The organism is Streptomyces sp. NBC_00273 (assembly GCF_036178145.1).
Taxonomy (GTDB): Bacteria; Actinomycetota; Actinomycetes; order Streptomycetales; family Streptomycetaceae; genus Streptomyces.
In genome coordinates, this window is sequence record NZ_CP108067.1 from 8747470 (window position 1) to 8770131 (window position 22662).

At 71.1% G+C, this 22662-nt stretch carries 21 protein-coding genes; 13 read left to right on the forward strand and 8 right to left on the reverse strand.

Features of this window, described 5'->3' with window-relative positions:
- Window positions 1–13: 13 nt before the first annotated feature.
- Both OG386_RS39155 and OG386_RS39160 read right to left on the reverse strand, forming a co-directional pair.
- Window positions 14–397, reverse strand: a complete 384-nt coding sequence (locus tag OG386_RS39155) for a toxin Doc (protein WP_328792074.1) — start codon at window positions 395–397, stop codon at window positions 14–16.
- A gap of 68 nt (window positions 398–465) precedes the next feature.
- Window positions 466–1341: a S1 family peptidase gene (locus OG386_RS39160; RefSeq protein WP_328792075.1), complete on the reverse strand. Its 876-nt coding sequence runs from the start codon at window positions 1339–1341 to the stop codon at window positions 466–468.
- 229 nt (window positions 1342–1570) lie between these two features.
- Here OG386_RS39160 and OG386_RS39165 point away from each other — a divergent pair, with 229 nt between their 5' ends.
- Both OG386_RS39165 and OG386_RS39170 read left to right on the forward strand, forming a co-directional pair.
- Entirely contained in the window at window positions 1571–2077 is a 507-nt protein-coding gene (locus tag OG386_RS39165; protein WP_328792076.1) for a hypothetical protein, read from the forward strand.
- 36 nt (window positions 2078–2113) lie between these two features.
- The gene (locus OG386_RS39170; RefSeq protein ID WP_266600571.1) at window positions 2114–2359 is read left to right on the forward strand and encodes a hypothetical protein; all 246 of its coding nucleotides are present in this window, start codon (window positions 2114–2116) and stop codon (window positions 2357–2359) included.
- 23 nt (window positions 2360–2382) lie between these two features.
- Here OG386_RS39170 and OG386_RS39175 read toward each other — a convergent pair whose 3' ends face one another.
- Complete coding sequence (locus OG386_RS39175; RefSeq protein ID WP_328792077.1) at window positions 2383–3282, reverse strand: aldo/keto reductase; 900 nt, start codon at window positions 3280–3282, stop codon at window positions 2383–2385.
- A 70-nt stretch (window positions 3283–3352) separates the two neighbouring features.
- Between OG386_RS39175 and OG386_RS39180 the strand changes: the two genes are divergently transcribed.
- Together OG386_RS39180 and OG386_RS39185 are read left to right on the forward strand one after the other, a co-directional pair.
- Window positions 3353–4378, forward strand: a complete 1026-nt coding sequence (locus OG386_RS39180) for an ArsR/SmtB family transcription factor (protein ID WP_328792078.1) — start codon at window positions 3353–3355, stop codon at window positions 4376–4378.
- Complete coding sequence (locus tag OG386_RS39185) at window positions 4375–4893, forward strand: SRPBCC family protein (protein WP_328792079.1); 519 nt, start codon at window positions 4375–4377, stop codon at window positions 4891–4893. The genes OG386_RS39180 and OG386_RS39185 overlap by 4 nt, the downstream gene beginning before the upstream one ends.
- On the opposite strand, the gene OG386_RS39190 is transcribed toward OG386_RS39185, so the two are convergent.
- Window positions 4874–5149 (reverse strand): SHOCT domain-containing protein, encoded by a 276-nt coding sequence (locus OG386_RS39190; RefSeq protein WP_328792080.1) that lies wholly within the window; start codon window positions 5147–5149, stop codon window positions 4874–4876. The two genes, OG386_RS39185 and OG386_RS39190, sit on opposite strands and share 20 nt — an antisense overlap.
- A gap of 297 nt (window positions 5150–5446) precedes the next feature.
- On the opposite strand from OG386_RS39190, the gene OG386_RS39195 reads away from it, so the two are divergent.
- The 6 genes from OG386_RS39195 to OG386_RS39220 all read left to right on the forward strand — a co-directional run bounded on the left by OG386_RS39195 (window position 5447) and on the right by OG386_RS39220 (window position 11816).
- Window positions 5447–5821 carry a hypothetical protein gene (locus tag OG386_RS39195; protein ID WP_189742363.1) on the forward strand — a complete coding sequence of 125 codons (375 nt, stop codon included), beginning with the start codon at window positions 5447–5449 and terminating at the stop codon, window positions 5819–5821.
- 181 nt (window positions 5822–6002) lie between these two features.
- A complete protein-coding gene (locus OG386_RS39200) occupies window positions 6003–6368 on the forward strand; it encodes an ArsR/SmtB family transcription factor (RefSeq protein WP_189742766.1) in 366 nt (121 codons plus the stop codon).
- Between the two features lie 153 nt (window positions 6369–6521).
- Window positions 6522–6821 (forward strand): hypothetical protein, encoded by a 300-nt coding sequence (locus OG386_RS39205; RefSeq protein WP_328792081.1) that lies wholly within the window; start codon window positions 6522–6524, stop codon window positions 6819–6821.
- A gap of 77 nt (window positions 6822–6898) precedes the next feature.
- A complete protein-coding gene (locus OG386_RS39210) occupies window positions 6899–8821 on the forward strand; it encodes a serine/threonine-protein kinase (RefSeq protein ID WP_328792082.1) in 1923 nt (640 codons plus the stop codon).
- A 522-nt stretch (window positions 8822–9343) separates the two neighbouring features.
- Window positions 9344–9952 (forward strand): DUF6529 family protein, encoded by a 609-nt coding sequence (locus OG386_RS39215; protein WP_328792083.1) that lies wholly within the window; start codon window positions 9344–9346, stop codon window positions 9950–9952.
- A 364-nt stretch (window positions 9953–10316) separates the two neighbouring features.
- Window positions 10317–11816 (forward strand): beta-propeller fold lactonase family protein, encoded by a 1500-nt coding sequence (locus OG386_RS39220; protein ID WP_328792084.1) that lies wholly within the window; start codon window positions 10317–10319, stop codon window positions 11814–11816.
- Window positions 11817–12107: 291 nt separating this feature from the next.
- Here OG386_RS39220 and OG386_RS39225 read toward each other — a convergent pair whose 3' ends face one another.
- From OG386_RS39225 to OG386_RS39235, 3 genes are read right to left on the reverse strand one after another with little or no spacing between them, the layout of a single operon-like run.
- The gene (locus OG386_RS39225; protein ID WP_328792085.1) at window positions 12108–12608 is read right to left on the reverse strand and encodes an NUDIX hydrolase; all 501 of its coding nucleotides are present in this window, start codon (window positions 12606–12608) and stop codon (window positions 12108–12110) included.
- A gap of 34 nt (window positions 12609–12642) precedes the next feature.
- A complete protein-coding gene (locus OG386_RS39230; RefSeq protein WP_328792086.1) occupies window positions 12643–13308 on the reverse strand; it encodes a response regulator transcription factor in 666 nt (221 codons plus the stop codon).
- Window positions 13305–14507 (reverse strand): sensor histidine kinase, encoded by a 1203-nt coding sequence (locus OG386_RS39235; protein WP_328792087.1) that lies wholly within the window; start codon window positions 14505–14507, stop codon window positions 13305–13307. The genes OG386_RS39230 and OG386_RS39235 overlap by 4 nt, the downstream gene beginning before the upstream one ends.
- A gap of 302 nt (window positions 14508–14809) precedes the next feature.
- Between OG386_RS39235 and OG386_RS39240 the strand changes: the two genes are divergently transcribed.
- The 3 genes from OG386_RS39240 to OG386_RS39250 all read left to right on the forward strand — a co-directional run bounded on the left by OG386_RS39240 (window position 14810) and on the right by OG386_RS39250 (window position 21698).
- Window positions 14810–16042, forward strand: a complete 1233-nt coding sequence (locus tag OG386_RS39240; protein ID WP_328792088.1) for a hypothetical protein — start codon at window positions 14810–14812, stop codon at window positions 16040–16042.
- Between the two features lie 357 nt (window positions 16043–16399).
- A complete protein-coding gene (locus OG386_RS39245; RefSeq protein ID WP_328793517.1) occupies window positions 16400–20194 on the forward strand; it encodes a bifunctional glycosyltransferase/CDP-glycerol:glycerophosphate glycerophosphotransferase in 3795 nt (1264 codons plus the stop codon).
- Window positions 20187–21698: a hypothetical protein gene (locus tag OG386_RS39250; RefSeq protein WP_328792089.1), complete on the forward strand. Its 1512-nt coding sequence runs from the start codon at window positions 20187–20189 to the stop codon at window positions 21696–21698. The genes OG386_RS39245 and OG386_RS39250 overlap by 8 nt, the downstream gene beginning before the upstream one ends.
- Here OG386_RS39250 and OG386_RS39255 read toward each other — a convergent pair.
- Window positions 21682–22641, reverse strand: coding sequence for an endonuclease/exonuclease/phosphatase family protein (locus OG386_RS39255; protein WP_328792090.1), 960 nt, complete (start codon window positions 22639–22641; stop codon window positions 21682–21684). The genes OG386_RS39250 and OG386_RS39255 overlap by 17 nt on opposite strands.
- Between the last annotated feature and the right edge of the window lie 21 nt (window positions 22642–22662).

Consider the following 22662-nt stretch of genomic DNA (forward strand, 5'->3'; position numbering starts at 1 on the left):
GCCTCCGCGTCGGTCACACCGGTTGCGCCGGCTGCCAGGAGCGGAGCCGGGCGGCCACGTCGAAGACGGTGGCACGCAACATGCGGATGTCGGTGATGAGGTCGCGCCACTGCTCGTAGCTGGCGTCCACCGCCTCGCCGCAGGCCTCGATGTACGCGACGGCGACCCCGTAGGCGAAGTATTCGTTGGAGTCGGGGAGCGGTCGGAGCAGCACGATCGCGTCGAGCAGCGCGGCCGCGCGCCAGTAGGCGTCGGGGTCGTCCACGTCCAGGCTGGGCGTGTTCACCCGGTGCCGGGCCACGGCGGCGACCAGGGCGGAATGGTCGGCCACCGCCACGTCCTTGAACAGCGCCTCCTGCCGCTCCAGCAGCCAGCGGTGATCGATGTGCAGTTCCACGCCTCCGAGTATCCCCGCCCGGGGCCCGGCCGTGGGGCTTTTCCGGTCGGGCGGGGACGCGCGCGGGATTAAGGCTTGGGCAGCACGCAGCCGGGGCGGTTCAGATCGATCTTGTTGCCGGGTGCTATGCAGGGGACGACGATGTACGTCTGCTGTGCGTAGTTGATGCCCTGGCGGACCGTCACGTTGCCGTTCTGGTCGACCTCGCACGGGTTGTTCTCCGTGCAGCGGGCGCCGTCCTCATTGCCCGTGTTGTTGACGGCGACGACCTTGCCGGTCGCCGTGTCGACCACCGGTGACCCGGAAGTGCCGCCGATGGTGTTGCAGGCGGAGGTGTAACGGACCGAGTCCTTCCAGGTCCAGTCGCCCTCCTTGAGGCGGTAGGCGAAGCCGTCCACCTTGCAGCTGTAGATCCGCTTCCAGTAGCCGGAGACCACCTTGATGGCCGAGCCCTGGGTCGGGCGTGCGCCGTCGAGGGTGAGCGCGGTGATGCCGTACTGGCTCTGGATCTGGGCGTAGGTGCGGGTGAGCTGGTAGATCGAGATGTCGGTGTCGGTCATCGTCGCGTACGCGATCTTGCTCGCGCGGAGCGTTCCGACCTTCGATCCCGCCGAGTTGAGCAGCGAGAACGAGCGGCTGGACGGGCGGTCCTTGACGACCTCGCCGGCCGCGGGGAAGCCCGACTCCAGGCAGTGCCCGTTGGACAGGACCAGCGCGAGGTCGTTCGGCTGGGAGCCGGGCGCGCGGACGACGGAACCGGAACAGTTGCTGAGGGCCACGGTGCCCGCGAAGTCGACCGCGACGGCGGTGGCCTCGGGGGCGGTGGGGGCGTTGGCGGTGGGCGAGGCGGGTGCGGGTGTGGTGGTGGGCGCGGCCACGGCGGGGGTGACCGCCGCTCCCAGGAGGAGCAGGGAGAGTAAGGCGCCGGTGAGAGGCTTGTTCATGTGGGGGTTCCCCTCTGCTGACAATGCGACCGAAGATCCTCCGGTTGTCATGCGCATTGTTGGTATCCCGGCTTCAAGTCGCAAGACCGCATGGCGAGTTGACGCCGGTACCGGGAGAGGGGTCCCGGGCGGCACCGAGTGCACATATAACGGACTGCGCACAGGTGTTCCGCACCGGTGGCTTTGCCTCCTACGGTCGGGGCAGCACAGTTCCGGACCAGGAGGCAATGTGAAGCGCGAGATCGACATCGACCAGCTGGTGACGGCGATGAAGGCGGTCGACGAGGCGGGGCGGCTCTTCGAGGAGGCGCGCGCCGTGTACGAGGCGCGCGGCCTCAAGCGGATCAGTGACGACTTCAAAGTGGCGGGCGGCTCCGTCCAGACCCTGCAGGGCGCCGAGGAGATGGCCCTCGGGGCCCGCAAGTACCTCGCCGAACTCGCGCTGATCGCCGGCTACGCGGCCGCCGGTCTCGACGAGCGCGCGGGAGAGAGACCGGAGACCGCCCGGGCCGGCTTCCCCGGCATCTCGGGCGGCGGTGCCCGCATGGGCCGCCCGCTGCTGGATCCGACCCTGGAAGGACTGCGGCTCCTGCTGGCCGTCGACTTCTTCGAGCCCGCCTTCAAGACCGCGATCGAGGAAGTCGTGCAGGCCGAGAAGGCCACCTATCCCGACCCCTCCACGTTCCGCATCCCCAAGCGCGCCGACCGCGCCGCCGGTGTCGGCCGTACCCCCTGAGGTGCCGGGCCGGGCCGACGGGGCGAGGCTGGGGGTATGCATCATGCACCCGTCGTCGTGCACCGGATCTTCCCGTCGGGGGGCCGGCAGGTGACCCTGCGGACCTCGAACGGAGAGGAGGCCCTGGGCCTGGCCCGCTCCGACGAGGACGTCATCGAGTTCCTGCGCCGCGCCGGCATGCCGGACCCCGACGAAGTGGTCCTCGGCGGCACCGAACTACTGGACTGGGAGTGGGACACCCCCCACGTGTACGAGGCCGACCCGCCGACCGACGACCTCTGAGCGGTCTCCGTCGGCCGGTCCGGTCAGCCGTGGTGCACGGCCTCCAGGACGGCCAGATCCTCCTCGGACAGGCGCAGGGCCCCCGCGGCCACGTTCGCGTCGAGGTGAGCCGGGTCACCGGTGCCGGGAATGGCCAGAACGTGCCGCCCCCGCCCGAGCGTCCACGCCAGCCGTACCTGCGCCGGGCTCGCGCCGTGCGCCCGGGCGACGGCCCGCACCGCCTCGTGCTCGGCACCGCTCGCGCCGGCCTGCCGTCCGGTCCCGGCGATGGAGTAGAAGGGGACGAACGCGATGCCCTGCTCACCGCAGGTGCGCACGAACCCGTCGTGCTCGGGCCGCACCCCGATCCCGTACATGTTCTGTACGCAGACCACCGGCGCGATGGCCCGGGCCTCGGCGAGGTGCTCGGGCGTGACGTTGGAGATGCCGAGGTGGCGGACGAGGCCCGCCTCGCGGAGCTCGGCCAGCGCGCCGAAGCGCTCGGCGATGGAACCGGTCCCGACGATGCGCAGGTTCACCACGTCGAGGTGGTCGCGCCCGAGCTGGCGCAGGTTCTCCTCGACCTGGCCGCGCAGCCGCTCCGGGGTGGCGTGGCTCCACACCCCGGAGGGGTCCCGGCCCGGGCCGACCTTGGTGGTGATCACGAGGTCCTCCGGGTAGGGGGACAGCGCGGCGTTGATCAGCTCGTTGGCGGAGCGCAGCGGCGAGAAGTAGAACGCGGCGGTGTCGATGTGGTTAACCCCGAGCTCGACCGCCCGGCGCAGTACGCCGATCGCCCGGCCGCGGTCCCGGGGTACGGCGTCGTCCGCGAACGCCTCGCCGGTCTGGGGCAGGCGCATCGCGCCGAAGCCGATCCGATTGATCTTCAGGTCGCCGAGGTTCCAGGTGCCCGCCGCGTCCGCGGTCGTCGTCTGTGATGTCATGCCCGGATGATCGCCACCCGGTAGGCTGCCAGGCCATTGATTAAGGCATGACTGAATCCTTGGAGTGGCGGTGCGGGCCGAGCTGGCGTTCTCCGTGAGCGACCTCGCGCAGATGCGGTTCGCCGTCTCACCGATGTGGGAGGTCGGGCCCAGCTACCGGCTGCTGGCTTCCGGGACCGCGTCCCCCGTGCACCGGCCCTGGACCCAGCAGGTGCGGCCACGGTTGGCGGCCGCCGGCCTCGACCGGGGCTGGTTGGCCGAACTGATCCCGCCCGCGGGGTACGTACCCGACTTCCTCAATCCGGCGCCCACCGGGCCGGCGCCCTCCCTGGCGGAGGAACTCGTCAGGATCCGGGCCACGCCCACCTCCCGGGTCCGCAAGGACCTCGACCGCCTGCGACAGGAACGAGGAGGCCTCGGCCCGCGCACGCGGACCCTGTACGCCGACCCGCGGGCCCGCCTGGTCCGGGTCGCGGAAGAGATCGGGACCTACTGGGAGCTGGCCCTGGCACCCTACTGGGCACGGATCCGCGCGGTACTCGACGCCGATGTCTTCCACCGGGCCCGGCAGGCCGCCGAGCACGGAGCGGGCCGCCTCTTCAACGACCTCCACCCCTCGGTGAGCTGGGGCGACGACGCGCTCCGGCTCTCCCGCCGGCATCGGCCCCTGTCCCGCGGGACGGCGGGCGCCGGGCTGCTGCTGATCCCCTCGGTCTTCACCGGACCGGTCCCCTTCACCCGTGTGACGCCCCCGGAACCGCCGCAACTCGCCTATCCGGCGCGCGGCACCGGCTCACTGTGGGAACCCCGGCCCGCCGGCCGGACCGAGGCCCTGGCCGCCGTGCTCGGCCGCTCCCGCACCCGGCTGCTGACCGAACTGGAAACCCCGGCCTCCACCACCGAACTGGCCCGCCGTACCGGGCTCTCGGCCGCCGGAGTGTCCCAGTACCTGACCGCGCTGCGCGCAGCGGGCCTGGTCAGCGCCCACCGGGCCGGCCGCTCCGTGCTCTATGCCCGCACCGCCGTCGCCGAGGCCCTCCTCGTTGCCTACACTCCAGGCGTGGAGCGGGGACGATCACAGGGAGGGGCATCGTGAGCGAGCGCCGGTGGAGCCTGGAAGAGCACGTCGTGGTGGACGCCGCCCCCGCGGACGTCCACCGGATGGTGTCCGACCTGCGGAACATGGGCCGTTGGAGCCCCGAATGCCGCCGCGTCTGGGTGCTCCGGCCGCCGGCCCGCTCCGGCACCCGCTTCGTAGGGCTCAACCGGAGAGGCCCGTTCCTCTGGTTCACGGTGGGCCGGATCAAGGCCCTGCGCGCACCGGCGCAGACGCCGGACGGGTCCGGTGAGTTCACCTTCGACGTCGGCATCTTCGGTCTGCCGATCGCACGGTGGGGATACCGGTTCGAGCCGGAGGGCGAGCGCACGCGCGTCACGGAGACCTGGCAGGACCTGCGCACCGGTCGGGGCTCCCGGCTGACCGAGCTGCTCGGCACGGTGTTCGCCGGCACCAGCCCGGACCGGCGCATCGCGGTCAACCGCGCCGGGATGCGCACGACCCTGGCCCGTCTCGCGGCCGCCTTCGGCGGGGTCACGCAGCCCCGTCCTTGAGGGACCGGCCGAACTGCTCGTCCAGGACGGACAGCCGCCGCCAGTACTCCTCCTCGTCGATCTCCCCGGCGGCGAAGCGCCGCCCCAGGATCGCGATCGGCGACCGCTCACCGTAGGCCGGTGCCCCGCGGTGCCCGCGCCGGACGGTACGGCGCAGCACGGTGACTACACCGGCGATGACCGCCGCCCAGATCAGCGGAAGGAACAGGATCCACGGGCCGGGCCCGTCGTAGGCGAGGGTGGTGAAGGTGTCCATCTCGATTCGTCTCCTCGGAAGCACGGACGTTTCGTCTCATCCCGAGACTCCTCTGAAAGCTCCCTCCGGTCGTCGTACGGCCGGCTGCACCCCGGGTACTTCCACGGGAGTACCCGGGGTGCAGCCGTGCGGGCCGGGACGCGCGGGACAGTAGGGGGTAATACGCACATTTCGCGCAATTCCCCGTTCCCCGTACGCAGCCGCGCACGCTCGGTAACGTCTGGATCACAAGCAGTCCGGTGTCGCCAGGAACTGAGCACCGGGCGGAGTCCGTAGAAGGCAAGGGAGCGAATACCGATGGCGAACGTTGAGGTCTCTTTGAAGGAGACGATGACGTCGATCGAGGGCGCGATGGGAGCCGCGTTGGTGGACTACACCAGCGGTATGGCGCTGGGGACCCTCGGCGGTGGCAAGGATCTCGACCTCACGGTCGCCGCCGCGGGCAACACGGACGTGATCCGGGCCAAGGTCCGCACGATGGAGATGCTGGGCCTCAAGGACGAGATCGAGGACGTCCTGATCACCCTCGGCGGCCAGTACCACCTGATCCGGCTGCTCAAGGGTCGGGGGCACAGCGGCCTGTTCCTGTACGTCGTACTGGACAAGTCCCAGTCCAACCTGGCCATGGCCCGTCACCAGCTCAAGCGAGTCGAGGCTGCCCTGGAGCTCTGAGTCCGGCATTTTTGCGCCCACGCATGCCCACGAGTTGAAGAATTCTTCAATCCGGCACATCTGAAACAGGTAATCCCCGGGCGTGCGTGGGCCCGTCCGTACGAATGTATGGGTGGTCGGTCGACTGGAAGCCCCGCGCCCCCAAGCAAGGTCTGAAGCAACAGCAGGAGCAGTCATGGGAATGCAGGTACCCCTCTACCAGGCGAAGGCCGAGTTCTTCCGCATGCTCGGACACCCCGTCCGCATCCGCGTCCTGGAACTCCTGCAGAACGGCCCCGTACCCGTGCGCGACCTCCTCGCCGCGATCGACGTCGAGGCATCGAACCTCTCCCAGCAGTTGGCGGTCCTGCGCCGGTCCGGCATCGTCGTTTCCATCCGCGACGGAGCGACCGTCAGTTACGCCCTGGCCGGCGGCGACGTGGCCGACCTCCTGCGCGCGGCGCGCCGCATCCTGACCGAGCTCCTGACGGGTCAGAGCGAACTCCTGGCCGAACTCAAGCAGTTGGGGCCCCAGTCGGACCGAGCGGACAAGGTCATCGGCCGCTGACCACCCGTACCGGTGCCCCGCCGTCATGGCTTCCGCGCCCCCTCCGGTGGGTACGCATCCTTCTCGGCCGATGCAAATGAAGTCCTCGGCGGATCCGAGAGGTTGAGGCTGGCCGTGCCTGAAGGCACCGGTCATCGGGAAGGGACGAGCCGGATGAAACGCGTTCTGTCACTGATCAGCTCCATGGTTCTGGGCACCTGTCTGGCGGTCGCGGGTGCCACGCCTGCCGCCGCCGATCCGTACGACTGCAGCACTTGGTACAAGTCCAGTACGACCGCTGCGGGAACCTGCACCAACGGAACCGGAGAGTTCCGCGTCTACACGCGGTGCGACAGGTTCCTGGCAAGGGACTACACGGTGTACGACCCGACGTGGCGGCGCGTCGGCACCACGAGCACGGCGATCTGCCACAGTGGTGGCAAGCCGTACGGCGCCGGCATCCAAGTGCGCTGACGAAGGCCCCCTACCCGGTCGCCGCACCGCTTGGTACCTTCCGCGCGCACCCGCGGGACGCCGAACCAGGGGGAATCATGGCCGAGTTGCTGACCAGCGAGGATCCGGAACGGATCGCGGGGTACTGGCTCGCCGCCCGGCTCGGCGCGGGTGGCCGAGGGACGGTGTACGAGGCCTACGACGAGGCCGGGCAGCGCGTCGCCGTCAAGGTACTGCGCCCGGAACTCGTCGCCCGCCCCGACACCGCGGGCCGGTTCGCCAAGGAAGTGCTCGCCGCGCAGCGCGTGGAGTCCTTCTGTACTGCACGGGTCCTGGAGAGCGGAACCGATGGCGAACGACCCTACATCGTCAGCGAGTTCGTCCCCGGCCGGGATCTGCGCAAGGCCGTCCGCGACTCGGGCCCGCTCACCGGCGAAGCGCTGGTGCGGCTGGCCACCGGGGCCGCCACCGCCCTGGCCGCCGTCCACCGCGCGGGTGTCGTCCACCGCGACCTCAAACCGGACAACGTCCTCCTCGGCCCCGACGGCCCCCGCGTCATCGACTTCGGCATCGCCCGCACCACGGACATGTCGCTCACCGACACCGGACGCCTGATGGGCACACCGGGCTACATGGCCCCCGAGGTGCTCACCGGGCGCCGCGCCGACGGCGCCGCCGACGTCTTCGCCTGGGGAGCGGTGATGCTGTTCGCGGCCACCGGACGCGATCCCTTCCGCGGCGAGAACATCGGCGCGGTCGTCGTACGGGTCACCGAACACCATCCGGACCTCACCCCCTTGCCGCCCGCGCTGCGCGAGCTGGTGGGCGAGGCACTGGCCAAGGCCCCGGCGGACCGTCCCACCGCCACCGGGCTCCTGCTGAGGATGCCGGGCGGACCCGCCGATGCGGCCGATCCGGCCCTGCTCGCCGCCGGTCGGGAGAACGCCGGGCGCCTGCGCGACGCCACCGCCGACACGGCCGAGCCGGCTCTGGGCGCCGCCGCGGAGACGACGTACCAGCGCTCGTCGAAGCCGGTCCAGCAGGCCGTACGGGAGATCGCGCTCCGCCTGATCGTCCCCGGCGCCGCCGCCGACGGCTCCCAGGACGCCCTCCGTACCGCCGCCACAGCGGAATGGCTCGACGGCCGCCCGTACGAGGAACGCGGCGCGCTGCGCCACGCGTTCGGCTCCCTCGCCGGGGCCCGGCTCCTCGTCCTCGAGGACGACGCCGCACGCCTCGCCTCCCTCGGCCTGCTGCGCGCCTGGCCGCGGTTGCGCGGCTGGGTGGACCACGACCGCGAAGTCCTGCTCCTGCTGCGCTGGCTCACCGCGGCCGCCGGGCACTGGGACGGGCAGGGCCGGCGGGCCGAGGACCTCCCGGCCGGCAACGCCCCGGCGGCGGCACGCGCCTGCGCGGCCGGGGCGCCGGTCTGGCACCGTGCGAGTCGGTTGGAGGGTGCGTTCCTCGAGGCGTGCCGCCAAGCGGCCGCAGCGCGCCGGAGGCGTACCCGGCGGCTGCGCGCGGGCGCGTCGGCCCTGCCGTCCCTCGCGCTCGTGGCGGGCCTGGTCTCCTGGCAGCAGAAGGGCGTCAGCGACGAACGGGCCCGTCAGGCGTCCGCCCGTACCCCCGAAATGGCCGCCCTGCTCAGCGTCGCGGCCTGGCGGATCGCCCCCGTCGACGACGCGCGGGCCGCCCTGTACGGATCCCCGGGCCAGGCGCGGAGGTCCGGGACGTGGTCAGCGGCAAGCGCACGGGCCGGGCCGACCTGCCCGAGCCCACCCCCCGGCATGCCGCCCGCCGTGGACCCCAGGGGGGCCGTCGTGGCGCCACCCAAGGTCGTTGCGATCGCCCGGGAGGCCGCCTGGGTCGCGGTCACCACCACCGCTCCCGACAAGGGGGTCCTCGTCGACGGCCGTTCCGGCCGGCCGGTGCAGCGCACACCGGGGAACGGCGCCGTCGCCCTGTCCCAGGACGGCGCGACCTACGCCCACGGTCCGCCGGGCAGGCCCGTGCAGCTGTAACGCCTGATCCACACCGGAACCGGCAGCACCTCCTCGCTGTGGGGCGCGTCCTCGCGCACCGCCGTAAGCGAGTTCGACGCGGACAGCCGGCTGCTGCGGTACGCGGCCCGGGACCGTCAGGTCCGTTCGCTGGACCTGACGTACGGACTCTCACGCTCTGGGACGGCGACGGACACCGCCGCTTGGGAGGTCTGTCGAGTACGGCGGCTCCCCGCGGCGACGACTTCGGCGGGCGGGTGGCGGGGCTGCGGTTCTCCCGCGACGGCAAGACCCTGGCCGCGGTCGTCGGCGACGGCCGGATCCAGCTGCGGGTCGTACCCGCCCGGTGCCGTCTCGGCGATCCGTGGCGCGGGTGCTGTGCGAGCGGGTCGGCCGGGACCTCACCCGCGCGCAGTGGGAGCAGAACGCTTCCGACACTGCGGAGCTGCGTTCGCTACGGCCGCGTCGGCCGCGATCTGCCGCACCGGGCGAGTACAAGGGAGGGCGAACCGCAAACCTCAGCGTTCCGACACGAGGAGCACGATGTCGCACGCCCGGCCCGCTCTGCGCCGCCCGGAAGGCAGGCTCGCTCTGGTACTGGCGTTCGCGGCTGCCGCCGCGGTCTTCGTCGCCGTCTTCCTGTTCGGCCGGGCGAACACGCCGGACTACACCGCGACGCTGTTCGGCCAGGCGGACACCGATGCCGTGCGCCTCAAGGCACAGCTCGCCACCGGCGTCCTGGGGCTGGCCGCTCTCCAGCTGCTGCTGGCGCTGTGGATGTACGGCCGGCTGCCCGGGGTGCGCCGGGTGCCGGGCCCGGTGCCGCTCACCCACCGGATCGTCGGTGCGGTCCTGTTCGTTCTCACCGTCCCGATCACGGTGCACTGCATCCAGGCGTACGGCGTGCAGCTGAACGGCTCGCGCGTGGCAGTGCACTCGATCGCGGGCTGCTTCTTCTACGGGGCCTTCGCCGCCAAGGTCCTGCTGGTACGGAGCCGGCACCTGCCGGGCTGGGCCCTGCCGCTGGCGGGGGGCGCGCTGGTGGTCGCGGTGGTGGTCCTCTGGTACACGAGTGCGCTGTGGTACTTCAACGGAAACGACGTGCCACTGCTGTCGCTCGGACACCACCACCTGCCACCGGGGCAGGTGTGATGCGGCCACTGGAGCCTGATCCCGAGGCCGGAGGGCCTGCTCTACGTACCGGCGCCCTCACCGGGCCGCACCGTCCCTGACGCGCCCTCCGCCAACGAAGGCGCCCCGTTCCAGCCCCGGCGCCGGACCGACAGGTGTCCGAGGCCCGTACGGCGGCCGAGCGGGGGCTGTACGACGCGGTTGCGACCGCTCCGGCCCATGATCAGGGCGGTCGCGTGTCCCCGCCTTACCGAATGTGGCGAACTGTCATAATCCGTCCCGTTCTATCAGCCCGGTCGGGAGGATTGCTGTGACTATCTGTCAAAGCGTGAGGGGGGCGGGCGCGCAAGAGGCCCTCCCGTCGTCGGCGCCGCCTGGTCTTCGAGTGCGTCGTTCGTGGTGGGGTGGGTTGCTGCGGGCGCTGGTGGCAGGTCTCGTTCTAGTGGCCGGCCTGGCCCTGCCCGTGGTGGCCCCGCAGCCCGCCCAGGCCGTGCCGCCCGGCACCTACGCCTACGTCGCCAACTTCAACTCTGACACGGTGTCGGTGATCGACACGGCGACGAACACGGTGGTGGTCACGGTTCCCGTCGGCGATGCGCCGTGGGGAGTGGCGGTGTCGCCGGACGGCACCCGCGCCTACGTCACCAACCGCGCCGATGGCACGGTGTCCGTGATCAACACCGCGACCGACGCCGTCGTCGCCACCGTCCCCGTCGGCCTCGAGCCCCTCGGGGTGGCGGTGTCGCCGAACGGCACCCGCGCCTACGTCACCAACTACGGCGCCGACACGGTGTCCGTGATCAACACGAGCACCAACTCGGTGGTCGCCACCATCCCCGTCGGCGATGCTCCCCTCGGGGTGGCGGTGTCGCCGAACGGCACCCGCGCCTACGTCACCAACTCCGACGCCGACACGGTGTCCGTGATCAAAACCGCCACCAACACCGTCGTGGCGACCGTCCCCGTCGGCGACTTCCCGTTCGGGGTGGCGGTGTCGCCGGACAGCACCCGCGCCTACGTCACCAACTACGGCGCCGACACGGTGTCCGTGATCAACACGGCGACGAACACGGTCGTCGCCACCGTCTCCGTCGGCGATGCGCCCCAGGGGGTGGCGGTGTCGCGGGACGGCACCCGCGCCTACGTCGTCAACGCCAACGCCAACACGGTGTCCGTGATCAACACGGCGACGAACACGGTCGTCGCCACCGTCTCCGTCGGCGCTGCGCCCCGAGAGGTGGCGCTGTCGCCGGACGGCACCCGCGCCTACGTCACCAACGCCAACGACGGCACGGTGTCCGTGATTAGAACCGACACCAATATCGTCGTGGCCACCGTCCCCGTCGACTACCTCCCGTTCGGGGTGGCGATCGGGGTCGTGCCCAGGCCGGCTCCGGCGCTGACGCTGATCAAGCTCACCGCCGGCGGGACGTTCACCCAGGGTGGGCAGGGCACCTACACCCTCACCGCCACCAACACCGGCAACCTGCCCACCGACGGCAGCACCGTCACCCTCACGGACACCCTCCCCACCGGCCTGACCCCGGTCAGCTTCTCCGGCACCGGATGGACCTGCACCCTCACCCCGCTGTCCTGCACCCGCAGCGACATCCTCGCCCCCGGCGCCAGTTACCCGCCCCTCACCCTCACCGTCCGGATCGCCCCCCACGCGCCGAAGCAGGTCACCAACACCGCCACCGTCACCGGCGGCGGCGCCGCCGGCACCAGCACCGCCACCTCGACCACCACCGTCGACAGGAAGCAGCAGCCCAAGCCCCCGCACCACGGCCGCCCAGGCCACGGCAAGCCGGGTCACGGCAAGCCGGGCCACGGGAAGCCGGGCCACGACCGGCCCAACCACGGCCACCGCCCCGGCCCCCGGTAACCGCACACCGGCACGGCGAACGCCCCGGCGCCGGCCGCCCACCCTCGGGCCGGCGGCGCCGGGGCATCCCGTGACCGGGCAACGACTGAACCGGCCCGCGACGTACGGTGGAGACGTGGCACGTACCGGTCCGGGCTGCCAGAACGGTGGTTCGGTGGAGTAGGCGCCGCCCGGGCGGGTGTGGTCGGTTCGGTCCTCGGCTGCTGGAGGACTCGTACGGCGTCTTCGATGCGGCCGACGTCGATGAGGCGCCAAGCTCCTCGCCGGTGCCACCCGCACCCTGCAGAAGAGCTAGGTCCTGTCGTCGAAGGGGGGCCGCGACGCATCCAGGTCGCGCCAAGGACCGTCCGGCAGCAGGGCGGCGAGTACGGACAGCAACGTCGGCGGCTCGACCCGATCCAGCAGCGTGTTCAGGTCGGACCAGTCGATCCACGCGTGTGCGTGGAAGTTGACCTGCTCATCCGGGAGGAGGCCGGTCGTGCTCAACGTCGGCCGATCCTCGGCGAACCGGGCCACGAAGAAGTGCTCCGACCCGACGTACCGCTTCCCGTTCCACCGGACGTCCCGTTCGACCGGCACGGACCGGTCAAGGACCGCAGCGGGGTCCAGGCCCGTCTCCTCCGCCAGCTCTCGCCGGGCCGCGATCAGCGGTGTCTCGCCCGGCTCGATGCCGCCACCAGGCGGCTCCCAGAGCATCACGCCGTCGAACGGATCGCGCCAGTGCAGCAGGAGCAGGCGCTGGGCGCCGTCCAGGCAGATCACCCGCACGGCGGGCCGATGTGTCGTCTCCACGGCCCCGACCCTACTGGACCACGCCATGCCCCCCTCAGCCGAGCCAGCCGGGGCGGACCAGGCCGGATTCGTAGGCCAGGACGACCAGCTGGGCGCGATCGCGGGCGCCCAACTTCACCATGGTGCGGCTGACGTGCGTCTTCGCGGTGAGGGGGCTGACGACCAAGCGGCGGGCGATCTCCTCGTTGGACAGGCCCATGCCCACCAGGGCCATCACCTCCCGTTCCCGGTCGGTGAGTCGGCCCAGCCCGGCTGCCGTGGCGGGTTGCTTCGAGCGGGCCGCGAATTCCGCGATCAGGCGGCGGGTGACGCCGGGGGACAGGAGGGCGTCGCCCGCGACCACCGCCCGGACCGCCCGCAGCAGTTCCTCGGGCTCGGTGTCCTTGACGAGGAAGCCGGAGGCGCCCGACCGGATCGCCTCGAAGACGTACTCGTCGAGTTCGAAGGTGGTGAGCATGACCACCCGCACGGCGGCCAGGGATCCGTCCTCGCCGATCCGGCGGGTCGCGGCGAGTCCGTCGAGCACCGGCATCCTGATATCCATCAGCACGACGTCGGGGTGCAGCTCCCGGACCAGCCGAACGGCCTCCTCGCCGTCGGCGGCCTCGCCCGCCACCTCGATGTCGGGCTGGGCGTCGAGCAGGGCCCGGAACCCGGCCCGGACGAGCAGTTGGTCGTCGGCGAGCAGTACGCGGATCACGGGTCCTCCTTGAACGCGTCGGCCTTCGGCGGGAGCACGGCGATCACTCGGAAGCCGCCGTCCGGTCGCGGGCCGGCCTCGACGGTGCCGCCCAGGGCCGAGGCCCGCTCGCGCATCCCGACGAGGCCGTTGCCGCCGCCCGGGGTGCCGCCCGCGGCCGGGCCGTCGTCGTCCACCCGTAGTTCCAGGACGTTCGGCCGCCAGGTGAGGCGGATACGGGCGGCGCGCGACCCGGAGTGGCGCATCACGTTGGTCAGAGCCTCCTGCAGGATGCGGAAGGCGGCGAGGTCCACGCCGGGAGGCAGCGCCCTGGGCTTCCCCTCGACCGAGACCTCCACGGTCAGCCCGGCCGCCGCGGCCTGCCCCACGAGCTCGGGGAGGCGGTCCAGACCGGGCGCGGGGGAGCGCGGCGCCTCGCCGGGGGAGCGCAGGGTGTCGAGGACCTGCCGGACCTCGCCCAGCGCCTCTTTGCTCGCCGCCTTGATGGTGGCGAGCGCCGTACGGGCCTGCTCCGGATCGGAGTCGAGCAGGGCCAGCCCGACCCCCGCCTGGACATTGATCACCGAGATGCTGTGGGCGAGGACGTCGTGCAGTTCCCGCGCGATCCGCAGCCGCTCCTCGTCCACCCGGCGCCTCTCGGCCGCCGCCCGCTCGACCCCTTCCCGGACCCACTGCTCCCGGCGTACGCGCACCAGTTCTGCGACGGCGAGCACCGCGAGCACCCATGCGGTGACGCCGGCTTCCTGCGTCCAGGGCGCCGGGCCGTCCCCGGCGGGCGGGAGCCAGCGGTAGAGCCAGTGCCCGATGAGCAGGTGTCCGGCCCAGAACAGGCCGACGGCGCCCCAGGCGGCCCGGCGGTGGCCGGCGACGACGGCTGCGAAGCAGGCCAGGGCGAGACTGAGGAACACCGGCCCGTACGGGTAGCCGGCACCCACGTAGACCAGGGTGACGACGCTGACCCCGTACGCCACGGCCACCGGGTACCGGTGCCGCACCACGAGCAGAGCGGGCCCGATCAGCAGCAGGAGCCGGGCGAAGCCGTCCAGTGCCAGGTGCCCGCTCTGGGCGTGCGCGGCCCACCCAGCGCCGATCTGCGTGAAGACGGCCACGAGCAGCGCCGAGCGCCAGGCCGGGCTCCGCCCGGTCCGCTCCACCCACCGCCGCCACGGGGGACCCGGGCGCTCGCGCAGCTCTTCCATACGGCCACGCTAGACGGCGTCCGCCGTCACCCGCGTCACCCCGGCGTAGCGTTTCAGGCGTACTCCCCACGTAGTACCTGTACCCGGCTTTTCGGCCTCTCGGACGACGCTACGACCTGCGGCGAAGGGCGACCGGCACCTGCTGGTGAAGGCGGGCGGATCAGGCTAGGTTGCACGGAAGCGGAGGCTGTCGTGGACATCCGCCCCCGGCACCCGCCGGTTGCCCCTCTGCCGTAAATTGTCGAACGGTCCGCCGGGAAGGCGGGGCAAAAGGTACGAGTTTGGGCAGGTGTGGGCAGGACATGGCACGACGCGGACGTATGGAAGCGGACCGAGGTGCCACCCCCGCCGCGCCCGCTGTGCCCGGCTCCGAGATAGCCGCGGCAGCCGACGGCGGGAGCGCGGCCCGGGGCTGGCTCCGACTGGGACGGGACGGGCGGCTCACCGCCTATGCGAGCTGCGCCGAAGGCCTGGTGCGCTGGACCGAGTCCGCGCCCGGCTCCGACGTCTGGCAGGGCCCCGAGCTGTTCCCCGTCGAGGGATGGGCGGGCCGGTTCACACTGGCCCAGGACTCCAACGGGTTCGTCTGGTTCGCCGGCACCCGCTTGCGGGAAGGGGCGCCGGGCGGCCGCGAGCTGATCATCGCCACCCAGTACCAGACCGGTCGCCCGCTCGGCGATTGGCGCGCGGTGGGCAACCCGTTCCCGGAACGCAAGCGGGAGCAGGGACGCGGTTCGGAGCAGCCCCAGGGGCAGGAACAGCCCGAGCCGGGGGCGGAGTCGGGGGCGGATCCGGGGGCGCCCCTGCCCCCGCCCGGAGACCCGATCGTGCTTCCCGACGGCACCGGCGCGCTCCACGTCCTCACCACCCGGTTCGGTGTGGGAGTGCGCGGCCGGACCCGGAGGGCCGATGGCGTATGGGGCAAATGGGCCGACTATCAGGGCAAATGGGTGCGCGGGTCCGTCGTCCCCCTGGTGACCGCCCAGGGCCGGGCCGAATTCCTGGTCACCTTCCGGGGCGGGGCCTCGTACTGGGGCCAGGACGCGCCGGGAAGCGACTTCAGATGGCTCGGGCGCATGAAGGCCGATGCCGTGGAGGGGACCTACAGCTCCCATGAGACGGGTCCCGGCACCGGCACGTACTTCTGGCGTCACCCGGCGGACGGCGGCGTCATCGCCTACCGCCCCCAGGCTCCCGCCGGTCCGTTGCCCGCGCTCATGCCGCTGGGGGGCGCGGGCGGCGTCGGTCCGGTGGGTGTCGCCCGTACGCGCATCGGCGGGTACGACTGCACCGTCCTGCTGCAGCGGGGGGCCGAGGGTTACCCGGAGATCGCCGCCTACCCGACCGAGGGCGAGCAGTACGGCACGTGGTGGGCCCCTGTGGGGGACCGGTGCGCGGGGCTGCCGGCCATCTCGCCCGATGCCCGCGGCTCGGTCACGATCGCGATGATTGACATGGACGGTGGGCTGCTGGTCGCCCGGCAGGATCCGACGGACCCCGGACTCGCCTTCGGCCCGTGGTGTCGGGTGGGGTGATCCACCTCACCCGAATGCCCGTCCTGCGGCGACCGGAGCAATGCTTCCACGTCCCGCACCCTGGGCCTACCGGGAGTTGACCTGCGCCGCGGGTGCGGGAAGTCGCCGCTCATTCGCAAACGTGAAGCTTCGGGCGTGTGAGGCGCTCATGAATACTTGCTCGCCATTAAGTGATTGGCCTACGCTGCGCAGACGCTGTCAAGGTCGTATAAGTGTGCGGTCGACTGCGGTGGGGCTGGTCGAGTGTTCGGGGAGCGGTGGGTGACCAGATTCAGGGGCGGGTCTGGCGGTGCGTCCCGGCAACTTCCGGTGCGCCGTGAGAAGTGTGTCTATCGAGGAGCTTTCTGAGTGGCAGGTATGCCCCGCCTGAGTGTTGTCGTGCCCTTCCAGGACGTTGAGATATACCTCCAGGAATGTCTGGAATCGATAGCCCGGCAGACGTTCTCGGCACTCGAAGTGATCATGGTCGATGACGGCTCGACCGACTCCTCGACGGCCATAGCCGCCGACTTCGCCCGCCGCGACCCCAGGTTCAAGCTCCTGCGCCAGGATTCGATGGGGCCGGGGCATGCCCGTAATGTCGGCATTCGAGCCGCTCATCCGCAGGCCGAATTCCTCGCGTTCGTCGACGGCGACGACGTCATACCCGAGTACGCCTACGAGCTGCTCGTGCAGACCCTCGAAAGCTCCGGTTCCGATTTCGTGTCGGGCAACGTGCAGATGATGAACTCCACCAAGAGGTGGCAGTCCCCCCTGCACAAGGCGCCCATGCAGAAGAGCCGGCGCGGCACGCACATCACCAAGCTGCCGGACCTCATCTACGACCGCACCGTGTGGAACAAGGTGTTCCGCCGGTCCTTCTGGGACTACCACTACATCGCGTTCCCCGAGGGCGTCATGTACGAGGACTCCTGGGTCAACATGTTCGCCCACTTCCGGGCCGCCAAGGTCGACATCCTCACGGACATCGTCTACTTCTGGCGGCGGCGCGAGGGTGGCGCGGCCCCCTCCATCACCCAGCGGCACACCGAGTTCAGCAACCTCCAGGACCGCGTCTCCGCGGTCCAGTCGGTCAGCCGCTTCCTCGCCGGCCACCGTGCCCGGTCCTACTCGGACCACAAGCGCAAGTACGACCTGGCCTGCCTGAAGTCGGACCTGATGCTGCACCTGAAGGTGCTGCCGGACGCCGACGAGGAGTACCAGGACGCCTTCATGCAGTGGGCGAACGAGTTCCTGGACGAGGCCGACGCCGACATCATCCAGGACCTTCCCGCCGACGCCCGGGTCAAGTGGCTCCTGGTGCGCGAGGGGCGCCTGAAGGAACTGCTCGACGTCGTCGAGTTCGAGCGCAAGGGCGGGCCCCTGCCCGTCCAGCGACGCTTCCACCGCTACCTCAACTACCCCTACCTCGGCGACCGTTCGATCGGCCTCGACAAGAGCGCCTACCGGCTCGACAAGGAACTCTCGCTCCACGGCTCGCTGATCCGGGCGGCCTGGGACGACAACGACCACCTGACCCTGGAGGGGTCCGCGTACGTCCGCTTCATCAACGTGCACAAGCGGCACATGTCGATGAAGGCGATCGCGCTGCGCAACAAGAAGCAGGGCCGCGTGGTCGTCGCCAAGGCGAAGACCACCTATTACCCGCAGGCCACCGAGTACTCGAACCAGAACCGCTATTGCTACGACTGGTCCGGCTTCCAGGTCAGCTTCGACACCAGCCGCCTCAAGCGCAAGGGCGAGTGGGTCGAGGGGACCTGGGACGTCGCGGCGGGCGTCCTGAGCCGCGGCCTGTTCCGCTACAAGGGCATAGCCCGGGGCGGCGCCGGCAGCGCCGCCAACCCGCCCTACCGGTACGTGGACAAGAACGTCCGCGTCGTGCCCCTCTTCCTCCAGGGCAAGCTCAAGCTCCGCGTCGAGACGGTCCGTTGCCGCATCACCCGGCACCGCATGGTCGGTGACCACATCGAGCTCGGCGGTGTCTACCTCGGTCCCAAGCTCCCCGAGTGGGCCAAGTTCCGGGTGACCAGCATGAGCGGCGCCGGCCGCCACGACTCGTGGGTCAACTTCACGCCCGGCGGCGAGGGATGGTACCTCTTCGTCACCCGCATCCCGGTCAAGGCGCTCGTTCCCGGACACCGCACCAATTCCTCGGACGGGGTCCCGGAGACCTGGAACACCGGTGCCAACGGCTGGAAGACCACCTTCCACGTCGAGGGACGCAAGGCGGCCATCTACCCCGTCATGGCGGAGGACGCCACCGACGGCCACTACCGGATGCCGGCCGGGCTGCAGACCGAGGGCGGGGACCGCGAGGTCTTCGTGCACCGCAACGGCTCCGGCTACGTGGTGCTGTTCGAACGGGACACCCTGCCGCTGGCCAAGTCCGCCACCTGGCGCGACGACGGCTCGCTGGAGGTCGTCGTCGGCTACGCCGCGCAGGACATGCTCGACGCGTCCGAGTACGCCATGGCGCACGTCGTCGTACGCTCCCGCGCGCACGGCGCCGAACGCGTCGCCCCGATCACCTGGTACGGCGACGAGTTCCGCTTCGTCGTCACCCCCGCCGCGATGCGCACGCTGGCCGGCGACATCCCGCTGGCCTCCGGCCGCTGGGACTTCTTCCTGCGCCGCCAGGACCCCTCCGCGGTCACCCCGGAGAACCGCACCGGCGACCTCATGATCAAGATGACGCAGGATCTGATCCCCACCCTGCCCCGGGACATGGCCAGCAACGAGCGCCGCTACGAGCTGCAGTCGGAGGCCTACGACCGGCTCTCGCTGCTGGTCCACTCGGCGATGCCGGACGAGGCCCGCGGCCCCTACCGGCAGAAGCTGATGCGCACCAAGACGTATCCGGCGGCCCGCCGCAAGCCCGTGATGCAGGCCGTGCTCTTCGACGCCTTCAAGGGGACCCAGTACTCCGACAGCCCGCGCGCGCTGCACGAGGAGATGGTCCGCCGGGGCCTGGACCTCGAACACCTGTGGGTGGTGCGCGACGACCAGGTGGACGTTCCCCCCACCGCACGGCCCGTGCGCATGTGGTCCCCCGACTGGTACGAGGCCATGGCCCGGGCGAAGTACGTCGTGGCCAACAACCACCTGCCGGACTGGTTCGAGAAGCGCGAGGGACAGGTCGTCGTGCAGACCTGGCACGGCACCCCGCTCAAGCGCATCGGACACGACATCGAAGCCGTGCACTTCGCGGACAAGCGGTACCTGGAGCGCGTGGAGAAGGAGGTGCAGAACTGGGACATGCTGGTGTCCCCGAACAGCTTCAGCACCCCGATCCTCAAGCGGGCCTTCCAGTTCCCCGGCGAGATGGTCGAGAGCGGCTACCCGCGCAACGACGTCCTGCGCCGCGCGGACTCCGGGCAGCGGGCGGCCGAAGTGCGCCGCCGCATCGGCCTGCCGCCCGGCAAGAAGGCCATCATGTACGCGCCGACCTGGCGCGACGACCAGTTCTACGCACCCGGAAAGTACAAGCTCGACTTCCGCATCGACCTCGACGAGGCCAAGGCGCAGCTGGGCCACGACCACGTCCTGCTGGTGCGGCGCCACCCCAACGTGGTGGACCCCGTACCGGGCGCCGGCGACGGCTTCGTCTTCGACGTGTCCGACTACCCGGACATGGCGGACCTCTCGCTCATCGCGGACGTGATGATCACGGACTACTCCTCCCTGATGTTCGACTTCGTCAACACCGGGCGGCCGATCCTCTTCTTCACCTACGACCTGGACCACTACCGCGACACCCTGCGCGGCTTCTACTTCGACTTCGAGCAGTCCGCGCCCGGGCCGCTCGTGTACTCCTCCCCGGAGCTGATCGGGGCGATCCGCAACATCGACCGCATCCAGCACGGCTACGCCGCCCGCTACCGCTGGTTCCAGCAGGAGTTCTGCGACCTCGACGACGGCTACGCCTCGGCCAGGCTCACCGACCGCATCCTGATCGCCGGAGGGGACCTCGACCCCGCCCGGGCGCAGGCCCCCGCCGTCGGAGCCGTCCGCGGCCGCGCGACGGGTCCGGCGGGTCCGCAGGGCGGGGCGGGGCAGACGGGTCAGGCAGGTCAGGCAGGTCCCTGGAACGGAGGCACCCTCGGTCAGGTGCCGCGCCAGCCGGCGAGAAGAATGGATTCCGAGCATGTCTAAGACAGCCCAGAGCGCGCGCCGCGTCTTCACCGGCGTGGACTCCTCCGGGGCGGTGCCCATCGAGTACCGGTTCTCCCACGCGCGCAACGGCAACCGCCATCTGGTCGTCGTCTTCGCGAACCGTTACGCGACCAACGAGTACGGCTGGGCCAACGGCAAGCTCGACCTGCTCCGCTCCAACATCCTGTGGGTCCGCGACCTGTTCGACGGCGCCAACACCTACTACCTGTGCAAGGGGATGGACTTCTCCCTGGAGCAGTCCGTCGCCGGGCTCATCTCGCGCGTCATGGGCGCCCTGTCCCTCTCGCCGGACCAAGTGACCATGTTCGGCAGCTCCAAGGGCGGCAGCGCGGCCCTGTTCTTCGGCCTCAAGTACGGCTTCAGGAACATCGTGGCCAGCGTGCCCCAGTTCCAGATCGGCACCCGCGTCGCAGAGGGCAACCCCGAGGCGGTCCGAGTGATGATGGGCGAGGCGACGGAGCACAACGTACGGGTCCTCGACTCGGTCCTCCCCGACCTGGTGCACAGCGGAGCGAACCGCTCCGCCAACATCTACCTGGTCACCTCGCCCCAGGACGAGCAGTACGCGAGCCAGGTGGAGCCGTACGTCAGGCTGTTCCAGGCGCACGAGAACTTCAACTTCGTCTACAACGACTCTCCCCTCATCACCGACCACGGGAAAGTCACCCTGCGCAACCTCCCCACCCTGATAGGGCTGTTGAACCTCCTCGTCGAGGGCATCGCCCCCCGGTTCGGCATGGTCCGCAACGGCTACGAGGAGCCCAAGCGCGACACGTCGGCCATCGACGCGTTCCTGACCCAGACCTCCCTGGTGCAGAAGGACGAGTCCTTCCCCCGGCCGGTGGTGCTCACGCCGACGACGGAGGAGCGGGTCCCCGCGAACATGGTCCGTTTCACCGGCACCGCCGTGGGCGCCGTCCGCGTCAGCTTCTGGCAGGACGGCAAGCACAAGGGCTCCGCGCCCGTCGCCGCGGACGGCACGTGGGTCTGGGAACGCAGCAGCCCCTGGCCCAAGGGGAGGCACGTCGTCAGGCTGTTCGCCGCCGACGCGAACAACTACCAGACCGAGCGCACCGAAGCGGTCTTCACGGCCGTCGAGAACGCGTCCGCGTCCCTGCCCGAGTACGACCCCGCGCCCGCGCCGATGCCCAGGCCGGCGCAGCGCCTCGTGCTGTCGGTGACCGCCCCGGCCGCCCACCAGCAGCTTCCGGGCCCCGCCGTCGGCTTCGCGGGCTACGCCCCGGGCGCCGTCCGCGTGGACTTCCAGGAGGGCGGAGCGGCCCTGGGGACGTGCGAGGTACGGGCCGACGGCAGCTGGATGTGGGAGCCCGGCTGGGCCTGGAACCAGGGCGACCACTTCGTCGAAGCCATCGCGGTGGACGCCGTCGGCAACGCCTCCCCCTGGACGGCCGTCCCCTTCACCCTGATCATGAACTCCTACCCCGTGCCCGCCCAGGGGGCCTTCTTCAGCCCACGGTACTGATCGTGGCCGGGTCCTCGGGACGGGTCACCCGCATCACCAGCGGCCGGTGGTCGGACGCCTTGGTGTCCACCACCTCGCAGGCGGTGCGGGTGAGCTGGGTGAACAAGTAGTCGATCTTCGTGCCGTCCTTGAGGGTGGCGCGTCCCTTCTTCGAGCCGCCCTTCTGGTCGCACTCGCGGTACGTGGTGTACGCCTCCGAGGGCCAGATCCAGGCGGAGGCGTTCCGGTCGCTCACCGGCGGCGGGGTGTTGAAGTCCCCGCCGAAGACCGTGGCGGCGTCCGTCGACGCGGCGGCGACCAGCGAGCTCAGCTGGTCGTCTCGGAAGTCCCAGTCCGGGTGGTCGGCGTCGCTCTCCCGCAGCGAGAGGTGCGCGTTGCACACCCGCAGCCGCTGGGCCGGGACCCGCGCGCACAGGATCCCGCGGTGCAGGCCCACCGTCGGCTGCTCGCTCGGTATCGCCTCCACGTCGGCGAGCGGGGAGCCGGCCAGCAGACCGTAGCCCGCCTGGCCCCGGCCCTGCCCGGTGCAGCCGACGGGCGTACGGCCGCCCGCCGAGTCGACCTCGGCGTACGGCTCGAAGGCCGAGTGCCACTGCGGGCCGAGGCTGCGGGCGAAGGACTGCAGGTCCTCGGAGCACACCTCCTGCAGGAGCAGGACCTGGACGCCGGAATCGCCGATCAGGTCGCGCAGTTGCTGGAGCTTCTCCTTCGGGCCCCCGGTCTTCTCACAGCTCCACTGCCGCACCCCGCACATGTTCCAGGTGGCCACGGAGACCTCGTCGGCCTTCCCGGCACCCATACCGGAGCCCGTGGCCGAATCCGGTGCCTGCGCCGACGTGCACGCCACCGCGGTCAACAGGCTCAGGGTCGCCGCCGTGCGGCCGAACCGGCGGCGGAGCGACCGCCGCCGCGACCACCGCCCGGTCTCCGTGTGTCTCTGCATTCGGACATCATTGGGTATGAG